The sequence below is a fragment of the Streptomyces sp. NPDC001700 genome (assembly GCF_053596435.1).
The window spans coordinates 331,837-352,189 of sequence record NZ_JBSFGE010000007.1; the positions used below are offsets into that span (position 1 = coordinate 331,837).

The 20,353-nt window shown below is 72.2% G+C and carries 15 protein-coding genes; 10 read left to right on the top strand and 5 right to left on the bottom strand.

Going from position 1 to position 20,353, the window contains the following annotated elements:
- The first annotated feature begins 85 nt into the window (after positions 1-85).
- The 3 genes from ACWC5C_RS16675 to ACWC5C_RS16685 all read left to right on the top strand — a co-directional run bounded on the left by ACWC5C_RS16675 (position 86) and on the right by ACWC5C_RS16685 (position 5,720).
- Positions 86-1,576, top strand: a complete 1,491-nt coding sequence (locus ACWC5C_RS16675) for a maltokinase N-terminal cap-like domain-containing protein (protein ID WP_450876084.1) — start codon at positions 86-88, stop codon at positions 1,574-1,576.
- Between the two features lie 423 nt (positions 1,577-1,999).
- Positions 2,000-4,174 (top strand): 1,4-alpha-glucan branching enzyme, encoded by a 2,175-nt coding sequence (gene glgB / locus ACWC5C_RS16680; RefSeq protein WP_450876165.1) that lies wholly within the window; start codon positions 2,000-2,002, stop codon positions 4,172-4,174.
- A 100-nt stretch (positions 4,175-4,274) separates the two neighbouring features.
- The gene (locus tag ACWC5C_RS16685) at positions 4,275-5,720 is read left to right on the top strand and encodes a glycoside hydrolase family 16 protein (RefSeq protein WP_450876085.1); all 1,446 of its coding nucleotides are present in this window, start codon (positions 4,275-4,277) and stop codon (positions 5,718-5,720) included.
- Here ACWC5C_RS16685 and ACWC5C_RS16690 read toward each other — a convergent pair.
- A complete protein-coding gene (locus tag ACWC5C_RS16690) occupies positions 5,713-8,547 on the bottom strand; it encodes an AfsR/SARP family transcriptional regulator (RefSeq protein WP_450876086.1) in 2,835 nt (944 codons plus the stop codon). The genes ACWC5C_RS16685 and ACWC5C_RS16690 overlap by 8 nt on opposite strands.
- Positions 8,548-8,693: 146 nt before the next feature.
- Between ACWC5C_RS16690 and ACWC5C_RS16695 the strand changes: the two genes are divergently transcribed.
- A complete protein-coding gene (locus ACWC5C_RS16695; protein ID WP_385446346.1) occupies positions 8,694-8,888 on the top strand; it encodes a hypothetical protein in 195 nt (64 codons plus the stop codon).
- A 141-nt stretch (positions 8,889-9,029) separates the two neighbouring features.
- Here ACWC5C_RS16695 and ACWC5C_RS16700 read toward each other — a convergent pair whose 3' ends face one another.
- Positions 9,030-10,478, bottom strand: a complete 1,449-nt coding sequence (locus tag ACWC5C_RS16700) for a cation:dicarboxylate symporter family transporter (protein ID WP_450876087.1) — start codon at positions 10,476-10,478, stop codon at positions 9,030-9,032.
- A gap of 165 nt (positions 10,479-10,643) precedes the next feature.
- On the opposite strand from ACWC5C_RS16700, the gene ACWC5C_RS16705 reads away from it, so the two are divergent.
- The 5 genes from ACWC5C_RS16705 (at position 10,644) to ACWC5C_RS16725 (ending at position 16,697) form a co-directional block, all read left to right on the top strand.
- Positions 10,644-12,272 (top strand): sensor histidine kinase, encoded by a 1,629-nt coding sequence (locus ACWC5C_RS16705; protein WP_450876088.1) that lies wholly within the window; start codon positions 10,644-10,646, stop codon positions 12,270-12,272.
- A gap of 154 nt (positions 12,273-12,426) precedes the next feature.
- Positions 12,427-13,140, top strand: a complete 714-nt coding sequence (locus tag ACWC5C_RS16710; protein WP_385446343.1) for a response regulator — start codon at positions 12,427-12,429, stop codon at positions 13,138-13,140.
- A gap of 159 nt (positions 13,141-13,299) precedes the next feature.
- A complete protein-coding gene (locus tag ACWC5C_RS16715) occupies positions 13,300-14,316 on the top strand; it encodes a chitinase (protein WP_450876089.1) in 1,017 nt (338 codons plus the stop codon).
- A 120-nt stretch (positions 14,317-14,436) separates the two neighbouring features.
- Positions 14,437-15,789: an ABC transporter substrate-binding protein gene (locus ACWC5C_RS16720; RefSeq protein WP_450876090.1), complete on the top strand. Its 1,353-nt coding sequence runs from the start codon at positions 14,437-14,439 to the stop codon at positions 15,787-15,789.
- A complete protein-coding gene (locus tag ACWC5C_RS16725) occupies positions 15,786-16,697 on the top strand; it encodes a carbohydrate ABC transporter permease (RefSeq protein WP_450876091.1) in 912 nt (303 codons plus the stop codon). The genes ACWC5C_RS16720 and ACWC5C_RS16725 overlap by 4 nt, the downstream gene beginning before the upstream one ends.
- Positions 16,698-16,832: 135 nt before the next feature.
- Here ACWC5C_RS16725 and ACWC5C_RS16730 read toward each other — a convergent pair whose 3' ends face one another.
- Genes ACWC5C_RS16730 through ACWC5C_RS16740 form a run of 3 tightly spaced genes read right to left on the bottom strand, consistent with a single transcriptional unit; the run spans position 16,833 to position 19,349 of the window.
- Positions 16,833-17,930 (bottom strand): CU044_5270 family protein, encoded by a 1,098-nt coding sequence (locus ACWC5C_RS16730; RefSeq protein ID WP_450876092.1) that lies wholly within the window; start codon positions 17,928-17,930, stop codon positions 16,833-16,835.
- Positions 17,927-18,571: an RNA polymerase sigma factor gene (locus ACWC5C_RS16735; RefSeq protein WP_450876093.1), complete on the bottom strand. Its 645-nt coding sequence runs from the start codon at positions 18,569-18,571 to the stop codon at positions 17,927-17,929. Before ACWC5C_RS16735 ends, ACWC5C_RS16730 begins: the two co-directional genes overlap by 4 nt.
- 58 nt (positions 18,572-18,629) lie before the next feature.
- Positions 18,630-19,349, bottom strand: coding sequence for a TetR/AcrR family transcriptional regulator (locus tag ACWC5C_RS16740; RefSeq protein ID WP_450876094.1), 720 nt, complete (start codon positions 19,347-19,349; stop codon positions 18,630-18,632).
- Between the two features lie 100 nt (positions 19,350-19,449).
- Between ACWC5C_RS16740 and ACWC5C_RS16745 the strand changes: the two genes are divergently transcribed.
- Entirely contained in the window at positions 19,450-20,352 is a 903-nt protein-coding gene (locus tag ACWC5C_RS16745) for an NAD(P)H-binding protein (RefSeq protein WP_450876095.1), read from the top strand.
- Position 20,353 lies beyond the last annotated feature (1 nt).

Sequence of the window (20,353 nt, forward strand, 5' to 3'; positions counted from 1 at the left end):
CGTCCCGCACCGTCGCACAGTCAATGCCGCAATCCGGGACACTTTGCCCTGATCTGTCGTGTGCCCGGGGAAAGGACGCGACGCCATGCCGGAAGCTTCGTTCTCCCGGGGGGCACACCACCCGCCGACCGCTTTACCGCCAGCCAGCCCGAACGCCGGTACCACCGGGCTGCTCGGGTCACTCGCGCCGCTGCTCGCCGAGTGGCTCCCCCGGCAGCGCTGGTTCGCGGGCAAGGGCCGTCCCGTGACCGGCTTCGCCCTCGTCTCCGCGACCGAGATACTGCCCTGCCCGCCCGGCGGCGCCGCCCCCGGGCTGCTCCATCTGCTCGTCCGCGCCCAGCAGCCGGAACCGCCCGGCCACCGGCACGGCTTCGGCTGCGGCCACCGCCGTGGCGCGGCCGCCAGCGACTGCTACCAGATCCTGCTCGGCGTCCGCTCGACCCTGCCGCCCTCCCTCGCCCCCGCCCTCGTCGGCCGCCCCAGCGGCGGCCCGCTGGACGGCCGTACCGTGTACGAGGCGCTGGCCGACCCGCGCCTCGCCTCGCTCCTCCTGGAGCGGCTGCGCGTCCCCGGCCGTCTCGGCCCGCTGCGCTTCGTCCGCGAACCGTCCAACGCCATCCCGTCCATCCTGCCGCCCCGCCTGGTCACGGCCGAGCAGTCCAACTCCTCGGTGGTGTATGGCGATACGTTCATTCTCAAGTTCTTCCGGCGCGTCAGCCCCGGCACCAACCCCGACCTCGAACTCCCCCTCGCCCTCGCCCGCACCGGCTGCACCCGGGTGCCCGCCCCCGCCGCCTGGTTCGAGGCCGCGCCCCCGCCGGAGGGGCCAGGACCGCGCCCGGAGCCGTTCACGCTCGGCGTCCTCCAGCCCTACCTCGCCGGGTCCACCGACGGCTGGCAGCTCGCCCTCGACGCCCTCGCCGTACGCGCCGACTTCACCGACGCCGCCCGCGCCCTCGGCCAGGCCACGGCCGAGGTGCACCTCGCGATGGCCCGTACGCTCCCCGTCTCCGTACTGCGCCGCCCGCAGATCGAACACCTCGCGGCCGCCATGAGCGAACGCCTCGACTCGGCCGCCGCCGCGGTGCCCGCGCTCCAGCCGTACCGGGCCGCGCTGCACGCCGCGTACGAGGACGTCGCCGCCCTCGGCCGCGCCGGGCGCACCTGGGCGGCCCAGCGCATCCACGGCGATCTGCACCTGGGACAGTCCCTGCTGACGGCGGAACGGCAGTGGTCGCTGATCGACTTCGAGGGCGAGCCGTCCCGTCCGCTCGCCGAACGCCGCCGCCCGCAGCCGCCGGTCCGCGACATCGCCGGAATGCTCCGTTCCTTCGACTACGCGGCGGCCGTGGGCGGCCAGGAGGCCGCGCAGGACTGGGCGGGGCGGATGCGTGACGCGTACTGCGCGGGGTACGCGGAGGCCTCCGGCACGGATCCGCGCGACGAACCGGAGCTGCTGCGCGCCCATGAGACCGACAAGGCGGTGTACGAGGTCCTCTACGAGGCCCGCCACCGCCCCGACTGGCTGCCGGTCCCGATGACCGCGATCCGCCGCCTGGCCGCCGCCGTCCGCTGACCCCCTCCTTCACACACCCGCCTCCAACACCCCCGGGAGGACCACCCCGTGACCGCACGACCGCCGTCCGGCCAGCACCCGTCCGACGCCGACCCGGCCACCACCGGCCCCAGGACGGGCCCAGCGGTCCCGCCCACGTTCCTCCCGGGCCGATCGGCGCGCCCGGACGCGGCCCGTGCCGCCGCACCGGACGTCGAGGCCGGGCTGCGGGAGGCCGCGTCTCCCCGCGAGGATCCCCGCTCACCGCAATCCGCGGGCATCAAGCCCAACCCGCGGTCGTCGTACGGGGCGGCGCCCGAGCCTCGGGCGCCGCGAGGGGAATGCGGTGCGCGGGGCGGGGTCGCCGTACCGCACGACCCCGCGCCCGCGCCCGAACCGGAGGCCGGGGCGTATGACTACCTCGGGGTGCGGGACGCCGAGGCCATCGGGGCGGAGGAGCGGGGGCGGCTGCTGAGCGGGGGGCATCACGATCCGCATGCGCTGCTCGGGGCGCACCCCGTCACCGGCGGGGTGCGGTTCCGGGCGCTGCGGCCGTACGCGCGGGCCGTCACCGTCGTGGCCGCCGGGGTGCGGGCGCGGCTCCGCGCGGAGGGGGACGGGGTGTTCTCGGGGGTCCTGCCGCTGGCGGACGTCCCCGAGTATCAGTTGCTCGTGGCGTACGACGACGCCGAGGTGCGGGTCCACGACCCGTATCGGTTCCTGCCCGCGCTCGGCGAACTCGATCTGCACCTCATCGGCGAGGGCCGCCACGAGGAGCTGTGGCGGGCGCTCGGCGCGCAGCCGATGACGCACCACGGGGTGGTCGGCACACGCTTCACCGTCTGGGCGCCGAACGCGCGCGGGGTCCGGGTCACCGGGGACTTCTGCCACTGGGACGGCACCGGCTTCCCGATGCGCTCGCTCGGCTCCAGCGGCGTATGGGAGCTGTTCATCCCCGGCGTCGGCGAGGGCGCGCTGTACAAGTTCGAGATCACCCGGCCCGACGGCAGCCGCACGGTCCGCGCGGATCCGATGGCGCGGCGTACCGAGTGCCCGCCCGCGACCGCCTCCGTCGTGCACGCCTCGCACCACCACTGGCGCGACGAGGACTGGATGGCGCGGCGGGGCGGCGGGCGGGTGCACGAGCTGCCGTTCTCGGTGTACGAGGTGCACCTGCCGTCGTGGCGCCCCGGGCTGACGTACCGGCAGCTGGCCGAGCAGTTGCCCGCGTACGTCAAGGACCTCGGCTTCACCCACGTCGAGCTGATGCCGGTGGCCGAGCATCCGTTCGGCGGCTCCTGGGGCTACCAGGTGACCGGGTTCTACGCGCCGACGGCCCGCCTCGGCACGCCGGACGACTTCAAGTACCTGGTCGACGCGCTGCACCGGGCGGGCATCGGGGTGCTGGTGGACTGGGTGCCCGCGCACTTCCCCCGGGACGCGTGGGCGCTCGCCGAGTTCGACGGGCGGCCGCTGTACGAACCCGCCGACCCGCAGCGGGCCGCACACCCCGACTGGGGCACGCTCGAATTCGACTACGGCCGCACGGAGGTGCGGAACTTCCTGGTCGCGAACGCGGTCTACTGGTGCGAGGAGTTCCACATCGACGGCCTGCGCGTCGACGCCGTGGCGTCCATGCTCTACCTCGACTACTCCCGCGAACCCGGCCAGTGGACGCCCAACGCGCACGGCGGCCGGGAGAACCTGGACGCGGTGGCGTTCCTCCAGGAGATGAACGCGACCGTCTACCGCCGCTGCCCCGGCGTCGTGACCATCGCCGAGGAGTCCACCGCCTGGGACGGCGTCACCCGGGCCACCCACCACGTGGGCCCGAGCGGCTTCGGCGGGCTCGGCTTCGGGCTGAAGTGGAACATGGGGTGGATGCACGATTCGCTCGGCTACGTGGCGCATGAGCCGGTGCACCGGAAGTACCACCACCACGAGATGACGTTCTCGATGGTGTACGCGTACAGCGAGAACTACGTGCTCCCCATCTCGCACGACGAGGTGGTGCACGGCAAGCGCGCGCTGGTGAGCAAGATGCCGGGCGACTGGTGGCAGCAGCGCGCCGACCACCGGGCGTACCTCGGCTTCATGTGGGCGCACCCGGGCAAGCAACTGCTCTTCATGGGGCAGGAGTTCGCGCAGGGCGCGGAGTGGTCGGAGCGGCACGGCCCCGACTGGTGGCTGCTGGACCCCTCGTACTCCGCCGAACCCGACCACCGGGGCGTGCGCGACCTGGTCCGCGACCTCAACCGGACCTACGCGGCGACACCGCCGCTGTGGCAGCGGGACACGGTGCCGGAGGGGTTCGCGTGGGTGGAGGGGGACGGACACGAGGACAACGTCTTCGCCTTCCTCCGCTTCGACGCGGACGGCTCCCCGCTGCTCGCGGTCAGCAACTTCTCGCCGGTGGTGCGGCACGCGTACCGGGTGGGCGTACCGGACGCGGCCCCGCTGTGGCGGGAGGTGCTGAACACCGACGACGAGCGGTACGGCGGCAGCGGCGTCCGCAATCCGGAACCACTGAAGGCCGAGCCGACCGCCGCCCACGGCCGCCCGGCCAGCCTCCTGCCGGTACTGCCGCCACTGGCCACGATCTGGCTGCGCCCGGCCTGAGCCTTCGTTCAAGAGGTGACGACCAAAAGGTTGACGAGTGACGTGGACACGCCTAAAGAGAGGGGTGAGAGCGCTCTCACCCCCTTCAGGAGGTACGTCCATGCGTCGTCCCCACAGAGCCCGATCCGCCCTCAGATCGGCGTTAGCCGCCCTCGCCGCCACCGCCGCCGCCACCGCCGTCGCCCTCCTCGGCGCCACGTCCGTACAGGCCGACGTGCCGCCCGCGCCCGGCTGGACCCTCCAGTGGAGCGATGACTTCACCGGGTCGGCGGGCACCCTCCCCTCCGCCGCCAACTGGCAGATCGACACCGGCCACAGCTACCCCGGCGGCCCCGGCAACTGGGGCACCGGCGAGATCCAGAACTACACCAACTCCACCAGCAACCTCAGCCTCGACGGCTCCGGCAACCTCCGCATCACCCCGCTCCGCGACGGCGCGGGCAACTGGACCTCGGCCCGCATCGAGACCAAGCGCGCCGACTTCAAGGCCCCGGCGGGCGGTGTGCTGCGCATGGAGGGCCGGATTCAGATGCCGAACGTCACCGGCACCGCCGCCCTCGGCTACTGGCCCGCCTTCTGGGCGCTCGGCAGCCCGTACCGGGGCAACTACCAGAACTGGCCCGGCATCGGCGAGTTCGACATCATGGAGAACGTCAACGGGATCAACTCGGTGTGGGGCGTGCTCCACTGCGGCGTGAACCCGGGCGGCGCCTGCAACGAGTCCACCGGACTCGGCGCCAGCCGCGCCTGCCCCGGCTCGACCTGCCAGTCCGCGTTCCACACCTACCGCTTCGAATGGGACCGCTCGGCCACCCCGAACCAGCTGCGCTGGTACGTGGACGGCCAGCAGTTCCACAGCATCAGCCAGAGCCAGGTCGACGCCACCACCTGGTCCAACATGACCGACCACGCGGGCTACTTCATGCTGCTGAACGTGGCGATGGGCGGCGCCTTCCCCAACGGCGTCCACGGCTCGGCCACGCCCACCTCGGCCACCGTCCCCGGCCACCCCATGCTCGTCGACTACGTCGGGGTCTGGACCCGGGGCGGCGGCGGAACCGACCCCGGCACCGGCTCCGCCACCCTCTACCCGGGCTCGGGCGGCGCGCTCGGCGCGGCCTCCTCGTCCGCGACCGCCACGACCCTGGCCTCGGCGGGCGGCGCCAACCACGACGGGACGCCGTACCAGCCGCAGACGTTCACCTCGTCCGGCATCACGCGCACGTACAACGGCGGTTCGACGGCCTTCGACCTGTTCGTGGACGCGGGCACGACGATCGCCAACGGGCAGCAGGTGAGGGTGAGTTACGACCTCACCGGCGACGGCAGCTGGGACCGCACCGAGACCTACCAGTACTTCGCCACCGATCCGTCCCCGGGCTACGAGCACTACACCCAGGCCCGGGGCCTGAAGTCCACGACCGGCTCGGCGCTGGGCAACCTCAGCAACGGCAAGGTCCGCGTCGAGGTGTGGAACGCCATCGGCAACGGCACCAGCACCCTCGGCACCGGCAACCAGTCCACCGTCCGCATCCCCTTCAGCTAGCGCTACCCGGTTCGGGCTCGTCCAGCCGGGCGAGCCCGTCCCGGACCTGGTCCGCGTCCGGGTGGCCGAGGGCGTCGAAGCGGCTCAGCGCCGCGCGCCAGCTGTCCCGCGCCCCGGCCACGTCCCCGGCGGTCCGCTGGGCGTCGCCCAGCCGGTACAGCGACTCGGCCTCCCGCACCCGCTCGTCCAGACCGCGCCGCAGCTCGACCGCGCGCCGGTAGCAGGCGATGGCCTGCTGGTGGTCGCCGAGCTGGTGGTGGGCGTACCCGAGGCTGTCCCACGCGGCCGACTCCCCGCGCCCGTCGCCCGCCTCCCGCAGCAGGGCGAGCGCCTTCGCGCAGTGCACCAGGGTCTGGCTGCAGTCGCCGAGCATGGCGTACGCCCAGCCCATGTTGTTGAGCGCGTACGCCTCTCCCCTGCGGTGACCGGCCACCTGGTACAGCTCCATCGAGCGCCGGGCGTGGTACAGCAGCTCCTCGTCGCGGCCCTGCCGCTCGGCCGTCATGTTGAGCGCGACATGGATACGGGCCTGGCCGATGTGGTTGGCGGTCTCGCCGTGCAGGTCGAGCGAGCGCAGCAGATGGCCACGGGCCCGGTCGTACCGCCCCATCCGCAGATCGGCGAGGCCGAGCCCGTGGCGGGCGTGGGCCTGACCGGCCGGATCGGCGATGCGGTGGGCGGCGCCCAGGGCGATGCGGTGGATGGTGCGCTGGTCGTGCCAGTGGCCGAGCTGGTCCAGGAACTCCGCCAGCGACCAGGACAGCTGCCACGCGTGGGTCTCGAACCCGGCGTCCGCGGCCCGCTGGAGGGCCGCGATCAGCACCGGGTGTTCCAGGGTGAACCAGGTGAGCGCCTGGGCGTGTTCGCCGAACGTCTCGACGGCGACACCGGGCCGCGCCGGGCCGAGCGCGATCGGCTCCCGGTACGGGGTGAAGGCGCGCCCGGCGGCGAAGGCGGAGTGCAGATAGTGGTCCAGCACCCGGTGCAGCGCCGACCGGCGCTCGTCCGCCGAGTCGTGCTCCTGGGTCAGCTCCATGGCGTACGCGCGCAGCAGATCGTGGAACGCGTACCGGCCCGGGCTGCGCTCGGCGAGCAGCTGGGCCCGGGTGAGCCTGCTCAGCAGCCTGCGCGCCTGCGCCACGTCCACCCCGGCGAGGGACGCGGCGGCGGGGGCCGCGATATACGGGCCGGGGTGGACGCCGAGCAGCCGGAACAGCCGGGCGGCGTCGGCGCCGAGGGAGTGGTACGACCACGAGAACACGGCCCGGACGTCGGTGGTGGCGTCCCCGCCCTCGAACGCGTCGAGGCTGCCGCGCGCGTCGTGCAGCTCACCGGCGAGCGCCGCGATGCTGAACCGGGGGTGGGTGGCGGCGCGGGCGGCCACGATGGCGAGCGCGAGGGGCAGCCCCGCGCACACCGTGACCACGTCCTCCACGGCCTGGGGCTCGGCGGCGGCGCGCTCGGCGCCGATCCGGCCGATGAGCAGCTCGCGCGCCTCGGCGCGGCCGAGCAGATCCAGCGGCAGCGGCCTGGCCTGCTCCGCGACGACCAGCCCGGTGAGTTCGTTACGGCTGGTCAGCACCACCAGACAGCCGGGCGACCCGGGCAGCAGCGGACGTACCTGCTCGGCGTCGCGCGCGTTGTCGAGGAGGACCAGCACCCGGCGGTCGGCCAGCAGACTGCGGTAGAGGGCGGTCTGCGCCTCCACGGTGGCGGGGATGCGGTGCGCGGGCACCTGGAACGCGTCGAGGAACCCGCGGACCGCCTCGGCCACGGTCATCGCCGACCCGGTGGGGCCGAAGCCGCGCAGGTTGACGTACAGCTGCCCATCGGGGAACCGCTCCCGCACCCGGTGCGCCCAGTGCACCGCGAGCGTGGTCTTGCCGAGCCCGCCGCTCCCCGCGATCACCCCGATCGCGGCGGCGGTGGCGGTGGCGCGCAGCAGCGAGTCCAGCCCGCCGAGTTCGCGCTCACGGCCGGTGAAGTGGGCGACATCGGGGGGCAGTTGCGCGGGCACGGCGGTTCCGGCGGCGGTGGCGGTGTGCGGGCCCGGAGCGGCGGTGGCGTCATCCTCGCCTCCGGACACCCCGGCGGCTCCGGTAGGCCCGGACGCCCCGGCGGTGCCTGTGGCCTCCGCGAGCGCCTGGTGGTGGAGGCGTTGCAGCTCCTCGCCCGGTTCTATGCCCAGCTCCTCGGCGTACCGCTGCCGGGTGGCGCGGAACAGCGCGAGGGCGTCGGCGCGCCGCCCCGACCGGCGCAGCGCCTCCATCAGCAGGGCCACCGAGCCCTCGCGCAGCGGGTGTTCGGCGACCAGGGCGGACAGTTGCGCGGCGGCCTCGTGGTGGCGCCCGGCGCGTACGTCGAGCGCGGCGCACTCCTCCACCGCGGCCCGCCGCTCCTCCTCCAGACCGGCCCCGACGGTGTCGGACAGCCAGCCGCCCGCCACGTCGGCGAGGGCGGGTCCGCGCCACAACTGCAGGGCGGCGCGCAGCAGTCCGGCGGCCCGGTCGTCGTTCACCGTACGGGCCTCGCGCACCAGGTCACGGAAGCGGTGCAGGTCGACGGCCGTGCGCGGGGTGGTGAGGCAGTAGCCCTTGGCGGAGGTGGTCAGTTCGGTGTCGGGCAGTGCGGCCAGGATGCGGCGCAGCTTGGATATCTGGACCTGTACGGCGTTGCGCGCGGAGCCCGGCGGGTCCTCGCCCCAGACGGCCATCACCAGCCGGTCGACGGAGACCACCCGGCCCGGTTCCATCACCAGCATCGCCAGAACGGAACGCTGCTGCGCGGCGGTCGGGCCCAGCAGCTGGTCGTCCCGCCAGATCCCCACGGGTCCCAAGAGGCGTAAGCCGGTCCCGTCCACGCGCTGCCCCCGTCGGTACCAGAGAATCAGTGTGCCAATCCCGCAGCCTACCCACCGGGCCAGGTCAGCGAGGCATCAGCCGTACATCAGCGGCTTCCGGGACGCTGGGCTCCATGACCACGGCCGGACGCACCCGCCGCAGACCCCGGATAGGGGATCTCGTCTACGACATCGAGCGCGAGGCCATCGGCCGCGTCGCCTACATCGACGCCGGTGGCAACATCGCGTGGGTCAAGCCGCGCCACGGCGGGCCCGAATGGACGGCGCTCCCCGAACAGTTGCGTCCGGTGGCGGACGGAGAGGGCTGACCCGCCCCCCCCCTGTACCGGTGTCTCGTGTCTTGCCACGGGGGGAAGACGCGGGGCACCACCTCTCACCGCCGCCCGGACGGGAACACGACCGCGGCCCTGCCCCGATTCAGGAGGGCAGGGCCGCAGGGGCGTGGGGTGTCAGGCGGGCACGTGCTCCTTGGCCGTGTCACCATCACGCTGCTCGGGGAGCGACTTGGTGTCGGCGCCCCCGTCGGAGTCGTCGGCGGACGGGCCGTGGCCGCCGCCGTTCGCCGCGAAGGCCTCGGTGTCGAACGGGAGCCGCCCGGCGAGGACCTCGTTCATCCGGTCCTTGTCGATCTCCTTGGTCCACGTGCCGACCAGGACGGTGGCGACCGCGTTGCCCGCGAAGTTGGTGAGGGCGCGGGCCTCGCTCATGAAGCGGTCGACGCCGACGACCAGGCCGACACCGCCGACCAGGTCGGGCCGGTGCGACTGGAGGCCGCCCGCGAGGGTGGCCATGCCCGCGCCGGTGACACCGGCGGCGCCCTTGGAGGCGACGATCATGAACAGCAGCAGGGATATCTGCTCGCCGATCGCGAGCGGCTTGCCCATGGCGTCGGCGATGAACAGCGACGTCATGGTCAGGTAGATCGCGGTGCCGTCCAGGTTGAAGGAGTAGCCGGTCGGCACGGTGATGCCGACGACGGGACGGCTGACGCCCGCGTGCTCCATCTTGGCGATGAGCAGCGGCAGCGCGGACTCCGAGGAGGACGTCGAGAGGATCAGCAGGAACTCCCGCGCCAGGTACTTCAGCAGCAGGAACAGGTTCACGCCCGCCACCAGGCGCAGGATCGCACCGAGCACGACGAACACGAAGAGGAAGCAGGTGGTGTAGAAGCCGATCATGATGACGGCGAGCGCCTTGAGCGCGTCCAGACCGGTCTCGCCGACCACCGCGGCGATCGCGCCGAAGGCGCCCACCGGGGCCAGCCACATGACCATCGACAGCAGCTTGAAGACGAGCTGCTGTATGTGGCCTATGCCGCGCAGCACCGGCTCACCGGACTTGCCCATGGCCTGGAGGCCGAAGCCCACGAGGAGGGCGACGAACAGGGTCTGGAGCACCTGCTCGGAGGTGAACGCGGAGAGCAGGGTGGTGGGAATGATGCTCAGCACAAACCCGTCCAGGCCCTCGCTCGCGGCGCTGTCGACCTGGCCCTGTCCGGCCTTCGTCACTTCCTCCGTGATGTGGAGCCCGCTGCCGGGGTCCAGGAGGTTGCCGACGATCAGGCCGATGCCGAGCGCGACGGTCGACATCACCATGAAGTAGCCGAGGGCGAGCCCGCCGACCTTGCCGACCTTGGCGGCCTTCCGTACCGAACCGACGCCGAGCACGATCGTGCAGAAGATGATCGGCGAGATCAGCATCTTGATCAGATTGACGAAGCCTTCACCGATGGGCTTCAGCTCCACCGCCGTGTCGGGGGCGGCGAAGCCCACGAGGATCCCCAGCGCCACCGCGCCGATCACAGCGAGGTAGAGGTAGTGGATCTTTTCCTTCTTCTTCGCCTTCGGCCGCTCCGGCTCTGTACGTCCCGATGCGGGCGGCGTGATCTCCGCAGCCACGGTGCTGCCTCCTTCTCTTCGGCCGTCCAACTGTCCCGGCGCTGTATCCGTGTGCGGCTCGCACACCGCCTTGAACGGTTCCGGCGACTATGCCCCACGGCTGTGACGGGGGTCACCCTTCCGTTCATTTCGTTCACACAAAGATTCGTGTGCAGACTGATGGACATGCGCATCCCCCACCCGCGGAGCCTGGCCGGGCAGCTCTTCGCGATGCAGGTCGTGCTGGTCGCCGCGCTGGTGGCGGGATGCGCCGTCTTCGCGTACATCACCGACCGCGACCAGGCCACGGCGGCCGCGCGCAGCCAGGCCACGGCCGCCGCCGCTGCCGTCGCCGACTCCCCCTCGGTGGCCGACGCCGTGCGGTCGAAGAACCCCACCGCCCGGCTCCAGCCGTATGCGGAGAAGGTGCGCCGGGACACCGGCGTCACCTTCGTGACCATCATGAACCCGCGCGGTATCCGTTGGACACACCCTGATCCGGACAGGATCGGGGAGCGCTACCTCGGCCACATCGAGCCCGCGCTGAAGGGCCAGATCTTCCCCGAGACGTACACCGGCACCCTCGGCCCGTCCGTGCGGGTGGTCGCCCCGGTGCGCGACGCGCGGGCCGGGGACCGGATCACCGCGCTGGTCAGCGCCGGGATCACGGTCGAGACCATCAGCGCCCAGGTGCGGCGCCAACTGCTCGCGCTGCTCGGCGTCGCCGCCGGGGCGCTCGCCGTCGGCGGCCTGTGCGCGTACGTCATCAACGCCCGGCTGCGCCGCCACACCCACGGCATGAACGCCACCGAGCTGAGCCGGATGCACGACTACCACGAGGCGGCGCTGCACGCGGTGCGCGAGGGGCTGCTGATGCTGGACGGACAGCGGCGGATCGCGCTCATCAACGACGGCGGCCGGGAGCTGCTCGGGCTGTCCGACGACGCGGTCGGCGCTTACGTCTCCGAGCTGGGCCTGCCCAGCCCCCTCACCGGCGCCCTGCTGGCCGCCGAGCCGCGCGTGGACGAACTGCATCTGACCGCGGAGCGGGTCGTGGTCGTCAACACCTCCCCGGTGAGCAGCGGCGAACAGCGCGGCACGGTCGTCACGCTGCGCGACCATACGGAACTCCAGGCGCTCTCCGGCGAGCTGGACTCGGTACGCGGCTTCGCCGAGGCGCTGCGCTCCCAGGCCCACGAGGCCGCCAACCGGCTGCACGCCGTCGTCTCGCTGATCGAGCTGGGCCGGGAGGACGAGGCGGTCGAGTTCGCGACGGCCGAGCTGGAGCTGGCCCAGGCCCTCACCGACCAGGTCGTGGCGGCCGTCGCCGAGCCCGTGCTGGCCGCGCTGCTGCTGGGCAAGGCGGCCCAGGCCAGCGAGCGCGGCGTCGAACTCGTCCTCACCCCCGACAGCCGCATCGACGACGGTCTGCTGCCGCCCGGTCTCGCCGCCCGCGACCTGGTGACCATCGTCGGCAACCTCATCGACAACGCGATCGACGCCGCCGCCGAGGGCGTCGGCAGCGGCGCCGCCCGCAGCGCCCGGGTCACGGTCACCGTCCACGCCGAGGACGGCGAGCTGACCCTGTGCGTCGCGGACACCGGCGCCGGGCTCGACCCGGCGGCGGCCGAGGACGCGTTCCGGCGCGGCTGGTCGACCAAGTCGGCGGGGCGCGGCCTGGGGCTGGCCCTCGTCCAACAGGCCGTACGCCGCAACGCGGGCAGCGTGGACGTGGCCGGGGCGCCCGGCTCCGGCGCCGAGTTCACCGTACGGCTGCCGCTGACTGGCCAGCGACGGGCTGCCGCCACGTCGTGAGCGGCGGTCGGGCGGCGCGCGATGAGCACGTCCGGCGGATTCACAGGCCCGTAACCCTGGCCACTCTTCATTACGCTCCGTAAATTGGGGCCCCGAGCTTCTTGCCCAGCCCCGTCATGCCCCCGAGATCATGCCCCGAGAGGAACCCCGACCCATGAGCCCGCCGCAGGCGAACTCGACGACCCCGACCCCGGACCCGATCCGGGTGCTCGTCGTCGAGGACGACCTCGTCGCGGCGGACGCGCACCGGATGTACGTCGAGCGCGTCCCCGGATTCGCCGTCGTCGGCACCGCGCACACCGGCGGTGACGCCCAGCGGCTGCTGGAGCGCACCCCCGCCGACCTCATCCTGCTCGACCTCTACCTGCCGGACGGGCACGGCCTGCAGCTGGTGCGGGCGCTGCGGGCGGCCGGGCACGCGGCGGACGTCATCGCCGTCACCTCGGCCCGGGACCTGGCCGTGGTCCGGGACGGGGTCTCGCTCGGGGTGGTCCAGTACGTACTGAAGCCGTTCACCTTCTCCACGCTCCGCGACCGGCTCCAGCGGTACGCCGAGTTCCGGTCGACGGCGGGCGAGGCCAGCGGGCAGGACGAGGTGGACCGGGCGCTGGCCGCCCTGCGCGCGCCGCAGCCCGCCTCGATGCCCAAGGGGCTCACCCAGGCCACCCTGCACGCGGTCACCGAGGCGCTGCGCAGCGCCCAGGACGGCGTCTCGGCGGCGGCGACGGCGGAGGCGGTGGGGATCTCACGGATCACCGCGCGCCGCTACCTGGAGCACCTGGTGGAGGCGGGCCGCGCCGTCCGTACGCCGCATTACGGCGCGATCGGGCGCCCGGAGCTGGTCTACCGCTGGCAGAGCGAGCACTGAGCACCGCGCACTGAGCACTGAGCACCGCGCTGTGGCTCGGCCCGGGCGACCATGGGAAAAGACCATTAGGAAAGTTTCCTATCCACCATCTTGTCGCCGCCATGACGGCTCGCTAGCGTTCAGCCGCACCCTCCCCGACCCCCAGGAGGACCGCCCGTCATGCCTCAGCTCCCCCGCCGCCACCACAGACGCGCCCTCGCCGCCGCCACCGGATTAGTCGCCCTGATCACCACGGGCGCGGCCACCGCCGCCCAGGCCACCACCCCCGCGCCGCAGGCCACGGCGGCCGCGGCCATCGGCCAGACCGGTCCGTACCTCTACCTCGGCTGGGGCAGTCCGCCCAAGGCCACGGACGTGATGTCGGCGACCGGCACGAAGCAGTTCACGATGGCGTTCATGCTCTCCGACGGCGGCTGCACCCCCAAGTGGGACGGCTCCCGGGCGCTCACCGGCGGCACCGACCAGTCGACCATCAACGCCATCCGCGCGGCCGGTGGCGATGTCACGGTCTCCTTCGGCGGCTGGAGCGGCAACAAGCTCGGCGAGAAGTGCTCGTCCGCCTCCGCGCTCGCCGCCGCGTACCAGAAGGTCATCGACGCGTACGGGCTCAAGGCGATCGACATCGACATCGAGGCGAGCGAATTCGAGAACGCGACGGTCCGGCAGCGGGTGATCGACGCGCTGAAGACCGTCAAGCAGAAGAACAGCGGCATCAAGGTCTACGTCACCTTCGGCACCACCACGACCGGACCCGACTCCAACGGCACGGACCTGGTCAAGCGCGGCGCCAGGGCCGGGCTCGACGTGGACGGCTGGGCGGTCATGCCGTTCGACTTCGGGCAGGGCTCCGTCGACATGGCGGCGGCCACCAGGACGGCCGTCGACGGCCTCAAGAACACCGTCGCCAGCGCCTACGGGCTCTCCTCCGACGCCGCCTACCGCAAGGTCGGCTTCTCCTCCATGAACGGGAAGACGGACGTCGCGGGCGAGACGGTGACCCTGGCGAACTTCAACTCCATGCTCGCGTACGCCAAGAGCCACCATCTGGCGCGGGTCAGCTTCTGGTCCCTCAACCGCGACCGCAAGTGCGGCTCCGGCACGGACGCGGACGCGTGCAGCGGCATCAACCAGGGGACGTACGACTTCACCAAGGCGCTCGCGGGCTACACGGGCTGAACTGCCGCCCACCGCATCCGAGTTCGACCGGGACCATCCCGTACACGGGGATTGACCTTGCGTTGAGGGCCACCTTACGGTCGGCCCGCAGCCCACCCAGGGCAGCAAGGAGGTCGTGCCGTGCGCCCCACCACCACTCCACTGATCCTCACCGCCGCCGCCCTCGTCGCCACCGCCGGGCTCACCGCCTGCGGTGGCGGCTCGGGCAGCGACCCGGACACCGTCAAGGTCGCGTACAACCGCAGCACCGACAACAAGATCCGCTTCAAGGACAACCATCTCGCCGACGTGAAGAAGCAGTTCGAGAAGGCGAACCCCGGCAAGAAGGTCAAGCTGGTCCCGATCCAGGCGCAGGACAACGACTACGCCACCAAGGTCCAGCAGATGATGCGGTCCCCGAAGACCGCCCCCGACCTGGTCTACGAGGACACCTTCCGGATCAACGCGGACATCAAGGCGGGCTATCTGCGGCCGCTGGACGACTATCTGGCCAAGTGGAAGGACTGGGGCCAGTTCGTCGACACGGCGAAGACGGCGGCCAAGGCCGAGGACGGCAAGACGTACGGCGTCCCGGACGGCACCGACACCCGTGGGCTGTGGTTCAACAAGGACCTCTTCGCGAAGGCCGGGCTGCCCGCCGACTGGGCGCCGAAGAACTGGAACGAGATCCTGGAAGCCGCCCGGACCATCAAGAAGAAGGTCCCCGGCATCACCCCGCTCAACGTCTACACCGGCAAGGCCCCCGGCGAGACCTCCGTCATGCAGAGCTTCGAGATGCTGCTGTACGGCACGGGCGAGGCGGGCGGCCAGCCGCTCTACGACCCGAAGACGAAGAAGTGGGTGACGGGCGGCAAGGGCTTCCGCGACTCGCTCGCGTTCCTGAAGACCGTCTACGACGAGAAGCTCGGGCCCGACATCTCCGACGCCCTCGACCCCAACGTCGGCACCACCGTCTTCAGCGAATGGCTCCCCGAGGGCAAGCTCGCCATCGCCCTCGACGGCTCCTGGCTCGGCCAGAACTGGCTGAAGACCGGCGGCAAGCCGTGGCCCGAGTGGTCGAAGACCCTCGGCCAGGCCCCGATGCCCACCCAGCACGGACAGGCGCCCGGCAAGGTCAGCATGTCCGGCGGCTGGACCTGGGCGATCAGCGCGAAGTCCAAGAACCCCGATCTGGCCTGGAAGTTCATCGAGCAGTTCCAGACCAAGAAGAACGCGGTCCGGTGGGACATCGTCAACGCCCAGATCGCCGTCCGCGAGGACGTCGCGAAGGACCCGGAATACCTCTCCTCCATGCCCGGCATCCGCTTCTTCACCGGCCTGGTGCGCTACACCCACTACCGCCCGGCGCTCCCCGTCTATCCGCAGGTCTCCTCGGCCATCGGCGAGGCCATGGAGGCGGCGACCACGGGTGACTCCTCGCCGAGCGGCGCGGCGAAAGCGTACGACGAGCAGCTGAAATCCCTCACCGGATGACCACCGCGACCGCTTCGTCGGCCAAGGCGCCGCCCGCTGTGGGCGTGGTGCGCAGGGGGCGGCGGCTGCGGTGGCTGCCGCTCGCGCCGGCCACCGTCCTGCTGCTGCTCTTCCTCGGCGGGCCCATCGGCTACTGCTGCTACATCGCCTTCACCAATATGCAGCTGACCGGCACGTCCACCACGGAGTTCACCGGCCTCGCCAACTTCCGCCGCGCCTTCGGGGACGACGACTTCCGCAACGCGGTCGTCCTCACCCTCGTCTTCACCGTCGTCTCCTCCCTCCTCGGCCAGAACACCCTGGGCCTGGCCCTGGCCGCCCTGATGCGACGCGCCTCCAAGCCGGTGCGCACGCTCATCGGGTCGGTCGTGGTGGCGGCCTGGGTGCTCCCCGAGATCGTCGCGGGCTTCCTGCTGTACGCGTTCTTCCGCCGCGAGGGCACGCTCAACGCGGTCCTGGACGGGCTGGGCCTGCCGTCCCAGAACTGGCTCTACACCCTGCCCATCCTGGCCGTCTCCTTCGCCAACGTCTGGCGTGGTACGGCCTTCTCGATGCTCGTCTACTCCGCCGCCCTGTCGGAGATCCCGCAGGAGATCACCGAAGCGGCGGAGGTCGACGGCGCGGGCGGCCTCCGCCGCTTCTGGCATGTCACGCTGCCGGTGATCCGCCGCTCGATCGGCACCAATCTGATGCTGAACACCTTGCAGACGCTGTCGGTGTTCGGCCTCATCTGGGCCATGACCCGAGGCGGACCCGGCAACCGCAGCCAGACGCTGCCGGTGTTCATGTACGACCAGGCGTTCAACAAGTCCCTGATCGGCTATGGCACGGCGGTGGCGCTGCTTCTGCTGCTGGTGGGGGCGGCGTTCTCGGTGGTGTATCTGCGTCTGATGCGCGAGGAGGTCTGAGCCCGCTGTCGGTGGTGGCAGGGCCCTCCGTCCGTACGCCCGAGCCGGACCCGGGGGCCGCGAGCGCGGCCCCCGTCAGCACCACGGAGATCAGCAGGGTGCACACCGCCGCCGTGGCGGTCTTCGACGGCATCGTCAGCCCGCCTGTTGTCCCGCGGGCAGCTGCTTGTTGCCGTCGACCACCGCGCGCTGGGTGATCGCGCTGGTGTGGACCACGGTGCCGGGCTTGATCGGGTCGTTCTTGTCCGGGCTCGGCTTGACCTGGACGGTGCGCTCGCCGAGGAACTTCAGGCTCTTCTTGTCGAAGATCCACTCCTCGCGCTGGCCGCTCTGGTCCTCCATCCGTGCCACCGCGATCCCATGACGGCCGGTGGCGTCGGTCGCGTCGTCCACCGCGACCACCCCGGGGATCTTCGCGGCGGCCTGGTAGAGGGCGGGGACCAGCTTGGCGGGCGGGTAGCTCTCGGTCAGCAGATCGCCGATGGCGACGAAGGCCGCCTGGTCGAGGGGGACCTCCTTGTCCTTGTTCGCGCGGGCGTCCTGGTAGATCTTCTTCAGCAGGGCGTCGGGGTCGGTGGGCAGCTTGACGAGGTTGTCGTACGCCGAGCTGGACGCGTGCGGACCGGCCAGCGTCATGCCCTCGTCGCTGGTCTGACCCGCTTCGATCAGCCAGCCGTCCTTCCCGTCCTGGGACTCCCAGACCTGACGGTCGTGCAGCTCCTCGCTGACCACCGTGGTCTTGTCGTCCACCGTCCTGGGATAGGTGCTGGCCACCTTCGAGGCGACGTAGAGGAACTGGCCGTCGCGCACCACGGGCCCGTCGGTGTCGCCGGAGCCCGCCGCCAGCGAGACGCGGTCCAGCAGCTGCGGGCCGCCCTTGGCGTCGACTGAGCCGAGCTGGGTGGTCAGCGCGGGGCCGGTGGCCAGGGGCGTCGTACCGTCGCCGTCGCCGCCGCTCCCGCCGTACAGGGCGACGCCGCCCACGACCGCACCGGCCAGGGCGCAGGCCACGGCGGGCAGCAGGATCGGCTTGCGGAGGAACGGGCTGCGCTGCCTCGCGGGGGCCTTCGGGGCGGTGGTCCCGGCGCTGCGGATGTCGTCACGGATCTGGGCCATCAGGTGCTCCTTGTGAAACGCGTGGCGGCCCGCCGGGAGACCCCGCTCCCCGGTGTCCCGGAGCTGCTGAGTCTCCGGCCACTCAGCCGGATGCGGCTGGGAGGGGCTGGCGTTCATCGGTTTCCTTTCTCTGCGGACCGGATCGCGTAGCTGCGATCACCTCTTATCTGCCGGGTGGGAGAGGCGAGTTCCCGTTTTTTCTTGACGAGTTCGGCATCGGCGAGTTTGCGTAGCTTCGTCCGGGCGCGGGACAGCCTGGAGCGGACGGTTCCGAGGGGGATGGCGAGGGTGCGGGCGACGTCGGCGTACTCCATGCCCTCCCACAGGCACAGCACCAGCACCTCGCGCTCGGCCCGCTTCAGCGAACCGAGCGCGGTCACCGTGGCGTTGATCCGCCGCCGGTCGTCCACCCGGCCCGCCGTCTCCTCGGCGTGGTCGGGGATCCGTACGGACTCCTCCCCCGCCCCGGCGGCAGCGGCGGCCGCGGCCCGGTAGCGCCGGTTGCCGCGGCAGTGCGAGCGGGCCACGTTGGTGGCGATCCCCAGCAACCAGGGCCGCAGCGAACCCCCTTCGGCCTCGACCGACGCATGGCGCCGCCACGCCTCCATGAACGTGGCCGACATGACGTCCTCGGCCACGGACCAGTCGGCGGTCAGCCGGAAGGCGTGGTTGTACACCGCGCGCGCGTACTCGTCGAAGAGTTCCGCGAAGGCGTCGGGATCCCCGGCCCGTACCCGGGTTCGCGTATCTGTGGTCACGTCCTTAACTGACCAGCGCGGACAGAGGAGTTCCGGTGACGTGCGTCACAGCCGGGTATTAGCGGGCCCGGGCTGCGATCCGGTCGAGCCATTCCCGCATGAGGGCGCTCTCGGACGCGGTCAGGGCGTCGCTCCGCGACAGTACGGCACGGAGGGTGACGGCGGCGCTCCCTGGCCCGGGCTCGCATTCCGGGGCGGCGGGGGCGGCGGCGGTGGTGATCGCCGCGAGGACGGCCTCGCGGGCGGCGTGGGACAGCCCGGGGTCGCGGCGCTCCTCGGGCGTGGCGATGAGCGCGAGCGTCGCACCGGATCCGGCGGCGTGCACGAGGGCGGCGGCCCGCTCCTCGGGCACGCGCAGCCTGCCCGCCTCGGCGATGCGCCGGATGTGCCCGGCGAGTACGTCGAAGGCGGCGAGGGCCGCGGGCGACGACGCACCGGGGGGCTGCTGACCGTACATCAGCAGGTACAGCGCGGGGTTGGCCAGGCCGAGACCGACGTGGAGATCCCACCCGGCGCGTAGATCCTCGACCGGGTCATCGGTGGGCTGCGCGGCGGTCTTGTCGGCCAAGTAGGCCGCGAAGCCATGGGCGACGACGGCGTCGAGCAAGCCCTGCTTGTCACCGAAGAGCCGGTAGATGGTCGGCGGCTGCACCCCGGCGGCGGCGCTCACCGCGCGGGTCGACACCGCGTCGGTGCCGCCCTCCGCCAGCAGTCGGGCGGCCGCCGCGACGATGCGTTCCCGGTGCCCGTCCGTGGTGGTGACTTCGTCGCTCTCCATGTTTCCAACGATAACAGGATCGCGTTAGCGCCTCTTCGTTTCCGGTGATACGCTCTGCTCGTTATCACTGGAAACACCAGGTCATCAACGGGAGGCCTCCATGATCATCGTCACCGGAGCAGGCGGCAGGCTCGGCCGGGCGGTCACCGAGCGGCTGCTGGCGCGCGTCCCCGCCGAGGAGATCGGCGTCAGCGTGCGCGACACGGAGAAGGCGCGCGACCTCGGCGAGCAGGGCATACGCGTCCGCCGGGGCGACTTCACCGACCCGTCGAGCCTCGCCCACGCCTTCGAGGGCGCCTCGCAGGTCCTGATCGTCTCCACGGACGCCACCGGCGAGGCGGCCTTACGCGCGCACCGCGCGGCCGTCGACGCCGCGGCGGCGGCCGGAGCGGGCCGCATCCTCTACACCAGCCACATGGGCGCCGACCCCACCTCCCCCTTCGCTCCGATGCCCGACCACGCCGCCACCGAAGCCGCGCTGCGCGCGTCCGGCGTCCCCTTCACCTCGCTGCGCAACGGCTTCTACGCCTCGACGGCCGTGATGCTGCTCGGCGCCGCGCTCGACACCGGCGAACTCGTCGCGCCCGAGGACGGGCCGGTCGCCTGGACCGACCACGCCGACCTCGCCGACGCGGCGGCGCTCGCCCTCACCGAGGGCGGCGACGACCTCTCCCCCTCCCTCTCCCTCTCCCTCTCCCTCGACGGAACGACGCCCCCGCTCACCGGCCCCGAGGCGATCGACCTGGCCGGTATCGCGGCGCTCGCAAACCGGCTGACGGGCCGTCCGGTCCGCAGGGTCGTCGTCTCCGACGCCGACTACCGCGCGCACCTGATGAAACACGGCCTGCCCGAGTCCCGGGCCGACCTGCTCGTAGGCCTGTTCGCGGCAAGCCACCGGGGCGACTTCGCCCCGACCGACCCCACGCTCGCCCACCTGCTCGGACGGCCGACGGCGACGCTGACGGACGTACTGACGTCGACGATCCTGAAGGCGACGGCCTGAA